Annotated in this window: 7 protein-coding genes; 1 reads left to right on the forward strand and 6 read right to left on the reverse strand. The window is 67.6% G+C overall.

From position 1 onward, the window contains the following. The 5 genes from IT371_30090 to IT371_30110 all read right to left on the reverse strand — a co-directional run. Nucleotides 1-292: hypothetical protein (locus tag IT371_30090; protein ID MCC6751943.1), on the reverse strand; the 292-nt coding region annotated here is incomplete at its 3' end. Nucleotides 293-389: 97 nt separating this feature from the next. Further along, a complete protein-coding gene (locus IT371_30095; protein MCC6751944.1) occupies nt 390-551 on the reverse strand; it encodes a hypothetical protein in 162 nt (53 codons plus the stop codon). 161 nt (nt 552-712) lie between these two features. Beyond that, on the reverse strand, nt 713-3,805 hold the full coding sequence (locus IT371_30100; GenBank protein ID MCC6751945.1) for an efflux RND transporter permease subunit: 3,093 nt from the start codon (nt 3,803-3,805) through the stop codon (nt 713-715). 15 nt (nt 3,806-3,820) lie between these two features. Further along, entirely contained in the window at nt 3,821-5,452 is a 1,632-nt protein-coding gene (locus IT371_30105; protein MCC6751946.1) for an efflux RND transporter periplasmic adaptor subunit, read from the reverse strand. 22 nt (nt 5,453-5,474) lie between these two features. Beyond that, complete coding sequence (locus IT371_30110; GenBank protein MCC6751947.1) at nt 5,475-6,824, reverse strand: TolC family protein; 1,350 nt, start codon at nt 6,822-6,824, stop codon at nt 5,475-5,477. Between the two features lie 163 nt (nt 6,825-6,987). Here IT371_30110 and IT371_30115 point away from each other — a divergent pair, with 163 nt between their 5' ends. Beyond that, nucleotides 6,988-7,389, forward strand: coding sequence for a winged helix-turn-helix transcriptional regulator (locus tag IT371_30115; GenBank protein MCC6751948.1), 402 nt, complete (start codon nt 6,988-6,990; stop codon nt 7,387-7,389). Nucleotides 7,390-7,431: 42 nt separating this feature from the next. Here IT371_30115 and IT371_30120 read toward each other — a convergent pair whose 3' ends face one another. Further along, nucleotides 7,432-7,989, reverse strand: coding sequence for a hypothetical protein (locus tag IT371_30120; GenBank protein MCC6751949.1), 558 nt, complete (start codon nt 7,987-7,989; stop codon nt 7,432-7,434). Nucleotides 7,990-8,005 lie beyond the last annotated feature (16 nt).

Here is an 8,005-nt window from a genome sequence, read left to right on the forward strand (position 1 = left end):
CCGCCATCAACAGGTCGATGTCGAGGCGCAGGGATCGCAGCGAACGCAGGCCGCCGAGCAGCGTCGGGACGCCGCCGATCAGGATCGCGGCGGCAGCCATCGCGAGCACGGGCCAGGAGTCCTCCTCAACAGTCGTCCAGGCGATCACCTCGGCCGCGAGGGCGATGGCTCCCGCACCGACGAGCGCGAGGACAGACCCCTCCTTCCGATCGCTTGCTTCGGTCGGCCGTGGTCCGCATCCGTCCGGTTCCGGACGATCAGTTACCGCCGTTGGCTCTTCGCTGCGTGCCATGGGTGATCGGGCGCGCGGGCGCGGCCGCCAGGCGTACAGTCCAGCCGCGAGCGCGGTGGCCGCGTTCCCGAGCGCGCCGAGGATGCGCCACTTGAAGTCACTTGTCCTTCGGTGCCATGGCTTCGAACTTCGCCTTGAGCTCAGGGTGGCACTCGAAGCACTGCGAGTCCGGGAGGCCATGCTTCGCGCACCAGTCTCCCTTCTGCTTGAAGCCAGGAATCAGACTCTCGTTGCACCGCGTGCAGATGGACTCGGGCACGGAGTGCTCCTTGCACCAGTCGTGAATCACGGGCTTGGGGACAAGCGGCTCACGCTTCCCCGGCGCTGCGGCCGGGGCGGCCGGGCCGGAAGCGGGCTTGTCATCACCGCAGCCGCACGGGCTCAGGGCAACGAGGCAAAGGAACGCAACAGCTCGCAGTCTCACGAGACCTCCTCATGGGTAGTCGAAGTGCCCAGCGGCGGCTCGAACCACCGGTAGAGCACGGGAAGAACAACCAGCGTCAGCAGGCAGCTACTCACGATGCCGCCTATGACCACGGTGGCGAGTGGCTTCTGGACCTCAGCGCCCATCCCGGTCGCCATCGCCATGGGCACGAAGCCGAGCGCCGCGACGAGTGCGGTCATGAGAACCGGCCGGAGGCGGGTGAGGCTGCCCTCGAGTAGCGCGTCATCCAGGGGAAGGCCCTGGACGCGAAGCTGCCGGATGAACGTGACCATGACCAGGCCGTTGAGAACGGCGACTCCCGAGAGGGCAATGAATCCGACGCCAGCCGAAATCGAGAACGGCATGTCCCTGGCCCAAAGCGCCACGACGCCGCCAGTCACCGCAAGCGGGACGCCAGTGAACACAAGGAGCGCTAGCCTCACGGAGCCGAAGGAGACGTAGAGGAGTGCGAGAATGAGGGCGAGCGCCGCGGGCACGACGATGAGGAGCCGCGTCCGGGCGCGCGCGAGGTTCTCGAACTGCCCTCCCCACTCGACCCTGTAGCGTCCGGGCGGAAGCGACACTTCGCGCACCTTCCGCTGCGCCTCGGCGACGAAGCTGCCCACGTCCCTGCCGCGCACGTTGCATTGGACCGTGATGCGCCTCTGGCCCCACTCGCGGGTGATGGTCGCGGGGCCCTCGCCGGTCGTGAGCGAGGCAAGCCGCGAAAGGGGAATCCTCTCGCCGCGCGGCGTCATGAGCTCGATCGAGCCAATCGCCTCCGGGGAGGCGGCCACGCGCGCAGGCAGGCTCGCGACGAGCGGGAACCTGAGCTGGCCCTCGAGCACCTCGCCAAGCGGCTTCCCGCCGACGGACTCGACGATGTCGAGGACGTCCTTCGCGGGAAGCCCGTAGCGGGCGATCTGCTCCTGGTCGACTTTCACCTGGAGCACGGGCTGCCCGGTGATCTGCTCGGTGTTGGGGTCCACACACCCGGGGACCGAGCGCAGCGCCTGCTCTATCTCGCGCGCCTTCGCGACCAGGACATCGAACTCGTCACCGAACAGCTTCACGGCGACGTCGGAGCGCACCCCCGAAATCATCTCGTTGAGCCGCATCTCGATGGGCTGCGTGAAGGCCACGTTCTGGCCCGGGAGGTCGCGCACCTCCCTCTGCATGAGCTCGACGAGTTCCGCTTGGGAGCTGGCCTTCCGCCAGTGCTCCCGGGCGGTGAGGGAGACGAAGACGTCGGTAAGCTCCACGCCCATCGGGTCGGTCGCGACCTCAGCCGTCCCGATGCGGCTCCAGACGTGGCGTATCTCGTCGGGAAACGCCGCGAGGAGCGCCCGCTCCATCTCCGTGTTGTAGCGGATGGACTCCGAGAGGTCGGTTCCGGCGAGGCGCACCACGTTCAGCACGATGGCGCCCTCAGAGAGCCTCGGCACGAACTCTGAGCCGAGGCCGCGCATCATCATCCCGGTGGCGGCCAGCACCGTCGCCGCGAAGGCCGTGACGAGGAACCGGTGGCCGAGCGCGAGCCGGAGCACAGGTTCGTAGGCGCGTCGCGCGAGGCGCACAACCCACGGCTCCCGCTCTTCCAACTTCTTGGGAAGGAGGAGGCTCGCGAGAACGGGCATGAGCGTGAGCGAGAGGACGAGCGAGCCGAGGAGCGCGAAGATGACGGTGAGCGCCATCGGCCGGAAGAGCTTTCCCTCCACCCCCTCGAGCGTGAGGATGGGGAGATAGACAATCATGATGATGAGCTCGCCGAACATCGTGGGCTTCCGCACCTCGAGGGCGGCATCACGGACGAGCTCCGTGTGGGTCCTCCCCTCCCCTGGCTTCCGATGTGCGATTCGGCGCACGACGTTCTCGACCATGATCACCGAGCTGTCGACCACCAGCCCGAAATCGAGGGCGCCGAGGCTGAGTAGGCTCCCGGCTATCCCGAAGCGCAGCATTCCCGAGAAGGCGAAGAGCATCGAGAGCGGGATTGCTGCCGCCACGATGAGGCCGGCGCGGAGGTTCCCGAGGAAGATGAAGAGCACCGCGATGACGAGGAGCCCGCCCTCAAAGAGGTTGGTCCTGACCGTGGCGATGACATGGTCGACGAGCTCCGTCCGGTCGTAGACCGTTTCGACGCCGACACCCCGGGGGAGCGTGTGCCTTATGTCTTCGAGCTTCTCCTTGAGCGCATGGGTGACGGTGTGGCTGTTCTCACCCATGAGCATGAAACCGAGGCCGAGGACCGCTTCGCCGCGGCCCTGCGCCGTCACTGCTCCTCTTCGGACCTCATGCCCAATCGCGACCTCCGCCACATCGCACACCCGGACCGGAACGCCGGCCTCAGACGAGATGACTATGTTCGCAATCTCCTCCGCGCTGCGCGTCCGCCCGATTCCATGGACGAGGAGCATCGCGCCGTTGGACGCGATGCTGCCACCTCCCACGTTCAGGTTGTTCCTCGCTACGGCTTCGACGACTTCGCTGAACGTCAGGCTGTGCTTCTGGAGGCGGGCGGGGTCGATGCGCATCTCGTAGCGCTTCTCGTAGCCTCCCCAACTGTTCACCTCAGCGGTCCCGGGGACCGTGCGGAGAGCTGGCCGGACGACCCAGTCGTGGAGAGTCCTCAGCCGCGTGAGGTCCTCTTGCTTCCCGGTCATGACGTAGTGAAACACTTCGCCGAGCCCGGTCGATACGGGCCCCATCTCGGGCCGCGGCAAGGAGTCGGGAAGCTCAACGGTGCTCAGGCGCTCCATCACGAGCTGCCGCGCGAAGTAGATATCCGTGCCGTCGGCGAAGACGACCACCACCTGCGAGAGACCGAACTTGGAGATGGAGCGCACCTGCTCGAGGTCAGGAAGCCCGCTGATGGCCTGCTCCACCGGGAAGGTAATCTGTTGCTCCACCTCCTCGGGGGAGAGGGCCGGGGCGATGGTGTTGATCTGGACCTGGACAGGCGTAGTGTCCGGAAACGCGTCGATGTCGAGCCGGGCAAGCGAGAGGAGCCCAATGGCGACAAACGCGAGCGCGCCCGCGATGACGAGAAGCCGGTGGCGGAGCGACGCGTTGATGAGCCAGTTGAGCATGCCTCTGCGCCCCCGCTAGTCGTCCACGCAGCCTGCGCCGAGCTGGCTCTTGAGGAGAGCCGACTTGAGAACGTGGCTCCCCGTTGTGGCCACGACCTCGCCTGGCACCACGCCGACCACGACCTCGGTGAACGGGCCGTTTCGTGCGCCGAGCCTCACTTTCCGCGTCTGGAAGATGTCGTCCGTGAGCTGGACGAACACCACGTGGCAGCATCCCTCCCAGTGAATCGCGGAGCTCGGAACGGCGATGGCCTTGGGCTCGGATCGGACCGTGACGCGCGCGGTGCCGAACGTGCGTGCGCGGAGGAGCCCCTCGGGGTTCGGGAACTCGGCGCGGACCTTCACGGTGCGCGTCTTGTCGTCGGCTTCCGTGCTGGTCCAGGTGATGGCACCCTCGAGCGCCTCCGCGGTGCTCACGTCCGGGCGGAAGGTCACGACCTGGCCGATCTTCACGAGCGGCAGATCCTCGAGCTTCACGTCGAGGAGCGCCCACATGCGGCTCACATCAGCGACGATGAAGAGAGGCTTCCCCTCGGCGGTCATCTCCCCCTGCACCGCGTCGAGATGGACGATGACGCCATCGATAGGGGCCAGAACCGGGAGGAGGTTCGCGGGGGCCGCTGCGGCTTCGAGGTCCTTGGCCACCTCCGGTGCGATGCCGAGAAAGCGGAGCTGCCGGAGGACGTCGTCCTCCGGCGCTTTTCTCAGCGCTTCGCCGTTCACTGCGAGGTCGAGATTCGCGAGGGCTTGCTCGGCACCAAGGAGCCGGAGCCGGGCCTCACGGAGCTCCGCCTCGGCCGCGAGCAGCTCCGCGTTCGTGCGGAAGCCCTCGGAGGATGACGCCTTCACGCGCTCGAACGCCCGGGTGCGGACGTCGAGCGAAGCCATGGCATTCAGGAACTCAGTCTTCGCCTGCCCGACGGCGGCCGAGTTGATGAGGGCGAGTGGCTGACCCTTCTTCACGCTCTCGCCGAGCTGGGCGGTGACCCGCCAGACTGCGCCTGGGGCGCGTGCGGTGAGGTGCGCAAGGCGCGTCTGGTCGTAGTCGATGGCGGCGTTGGCCCTGACGAAGGCGGCCATCGGCCGCTCACCGACCGCCTCGAGGGCGACGCCGGCCTTCCTCACGGAGTCCTTCGAAGCGAACTGGATGCGGACCGCATGGGTCTGGCACGTGGCGGGGTTCTTCGCCACTCCTGGAGCCGTGGCCTCTCCGTCACCTCGGGAGACCGTGATGCCCGATGGGTCTTGTGGCTCTGGCCTCTTCACCGCGAGTTCCGGATGGCAGAGCGTGCACTGGGACTCGGGCACCCCGTGCTCCTTGCACCAATCGGAGGCGACTCCCTTGGTGAGGATTTCGGGGTGGCACACGGTGCACTGGGACTCAGGCACGCCGTGCTCTTTGCACCAGTCGCTTGGGTCGGCGCCGACGAGCTCTGGGTGGCACGCGATGCACTTCGAGTCAGGGATGTTGTGCGCAGCGCACCAGTCCTCCTTCGCCGCCTCGCCCTCGGCTCCATGCCCGAGGAGCGCCTTGAGCGGCGGGATTGTCCACCCGCTCCGGTGCCCAAGAACCCCGATGGCGAGTAGAGCGCCAAGGACAAGGATGGTCGGAAGATGCCGGGCGATGGCCCTGAGACGGGTCTTCATGGTGGTGTCTCCGCTTGTTCGTTCACGGTTCCTTGCCCCTGCGGGCGCCTGGCAGGCCAATCGCCGCCTCGAGCTCGACAGCCGCGCTCTGGTAGCGCACCACGGCCTCGAGATGCCCCTTCTCCGCTTCAAGGGCTCGCTCACGCGCGGCCGCCCACTCGAGCACGCTGATGTCGCGCGACTGGAAGGCGCGCTCGAAGAGACCCCTCGCGCGGTTGAGGAGGGGGAGAAGCACCCGCTCCTGGGCTTCGAGTTCCTGCCGGGCTCGGCGGAGCTCGTAATTCTTCTCGAAGGCCTGCGACCGGAGCGCGTGGAGGAGCGTCACATACTCAGCCCGCCTCTTGTCACGGAGCGCGTGCCGCTCGGCTATCTCACCCTGGTTGCGGTCAAAGAGGGGAATCGGGAGCGCGAGGCCAATTCCCAGGTAGTTCCCCTCGGGACCCTCGTGGCTCAGCGCCGGGCCGAGCTTCAGGTGCGGGTATTGCCGGGCGACTGCTGCCCTGAGGCTGTGCTCGGAAGCCTGGTAGGCGGCCTCTAGCGCGCGCAGCTCGAAGCGCCCTGCGAGCAGGCGCCGGTCGAGTTCGTCGTCCGGCAGGTCCTCGCGGATGGTCGTCGAGAGTGGTGCTGCGCTCCCGGTGAGGTCAAGCTTGTAGGTGGGTGGAAGACCAAGGAGCGCGTTGAGCTCGCGCTTGGCGCTCTCGAGCGACGCCTGCGCAAGCCGTGAGTCGCGCTGGATGCGCCCGAGCTCGAGCTCCGCGGCGGCGATGTCGAGCTCCGTGCCCTCGCCGAGCTCGCGGCGTCGGCGGACAAGCGAGACAGCCTCCTCGCGGAGCGCTAGCTCCCGCGCGATGAGGCGAGAGAAGCTCTCGGCAGCGAGGACGGAAAGTCGCTGCGCGCGGACGCGCGCAACGAGCTGCCACTCGGCCGCCACGACTCCGGCCCTGGCCTCGTCGATGCGCGCGAGCGCGGCGTCCTTCTTGGCCCGGCGCTCCGCCGGGAGCATGAGCTCGAAGAGAAGGTCTGCGTCAAGCTGGTAGCCGGATGCGTCGCCGAGCGCCGCTCGCCACGACAACCCGACTTCCGGGTTCGGCCAGATGCCCGCCGAGACGAGGAATGCTTGCGCCTCGCCCACATCGAGCCGCTTCGCCCGGAGTTCCTGGTTGAGCCGGAGGGCGATGGCGACAAGCTCCGCGTCGCTCGCCCCGTCCGAGAGGTCGAGGGCATCCTCAGTCTCAGGACGTTGAGGCGACTCGGCTGTGGCTGCGCTTGCGGCCGTGAGGTGGGAAAGTGCCTCAAGCTCCTTCGCAGGCTCGAGCGGAACTGGCTCGTAGCTCGCGCAGGCACCGAAGAGCGGGGGCAGGGCGAGGAGCAAGCACGTGCGCCCAAGCCGGAAAGCCGGCCGCCGAACTTGCTCGTGCGTGCTTGGTGGTCTCATCGCCTTCGGCTCGGAAAGCGGCCCCCCTTGCGGGACGGCCTGCTTTCGGTCATCGTATGCACAGATGCGCAACCGTGCAAGTTACCGCCCAGGAGGCATGATGGTGCAGGCGACCCAGACGCACGAGGACCTCACGCAGCTCTTCAAGGCTCTTTCCGACCCGACCCGTCTCCGGATGCTCCGCCTCCTCGCGGCGAACGAGGCTGAGATGTGCGTCTGCGAGTTCGTCGACTGCCTCGAGGAGCGGCAATACAACGTCTCGCGGCAGCTCAAGGTCCTTGAGGCCTCGGGGCTTGTGGTCGGTGAGAAGGAGGGCCGTTGGGTCTACTACGGCCTCGCCCCGGGGAAGGGCTCGATGGAGAGCCAGGTCTACAAGCTCATCTCGAAGCTTCCGGTCGATGACACGCTCGCGGCCGACCAGAAGCGCTTCGAGAAGCGGATGGGGCTGCGGTCAGCCGGCCGGTGTCGGATCGGCATCCAGACTCCCGGGTTGGACGCGTAGCGGCCAGCTATCCCGACGCTGGAAGCCCACTCGAGACTCTGCCTACAGCGCCATCCTCTCGCAAGACCTGTCCTTTGTTCGGCAAAGCAGTGCCAACTTGGTGCCAGGAATTCGCCCCGCGCATGCCCTCCCGTTCAGCGTGTCGGCGAACACCTTGTCCCCGACCTCCTTGTCGACGTGCCGGCTCTCGCCGGTGATCGGCGCCTGATCCACGGCCGAGGCCCCGCTCGTGACCACGCCATCGAGCGGAATGCGGGCGCCGGGACGGACCAGGATCGTCGAACCCGCGCCGACCTCGAGGAGGGGGCGCTCCGACAACGAGCCGTCCGCGTTCACCACCATCGCCGTGTCCGGCGACATGGTCATCAGGCCGCGCACGGCGTCGCCGGCTCGTTCGAGCGAACGTTGCTCGATCCGCTCGGCGATCGCGAACAGCACGATCACCGCCGCCTCGGGGTACTCGCCGATGGCGAAGGCGCCGATCACCGCCACCGCCATCAACAGGTCGATGTCGAGGCGCAGGGATCGCAGCGAACGCAGGCCGCCGAGCAGCGTCGGGACGCCGCCGATCAGGATCGCGGCGGCAGCCATCGCGAGCACGGGCCAGGAGTCCTCC

The sequence above is a fragment of the Deltaproteobacteria bacterium genome (assembly GCA_020848905.1).
GTDB lineage: Bacteria > Myxococcota_A > Polyangia.

What these genes read in the sequence shown, in the direction of transcription:
- IT371_30100 (MCC6751945.1), bottom strand. Translation starts at nt 3,805, where the DNA reads ATGCTCAACTGGCTCATCAACGCGTCGCTCCGCCACCGGCTTCTCGTC.
- IT371_30105 (MCC6751946.1), bottom strand. Translation starts at nt 5,452, where the DNA reads ATGAAGACCCGTCTCAGGGCCATCGCCCGGCATCTTCCGACCATCCTT.
- IT371_30115 (MCC6751948.1), top strand. Translation starts at nt 6,988, where the DNA reads ATGGTGCAGGCGACCCAGACGCACGAGGACCTCACGCAGCTCTTCAAG.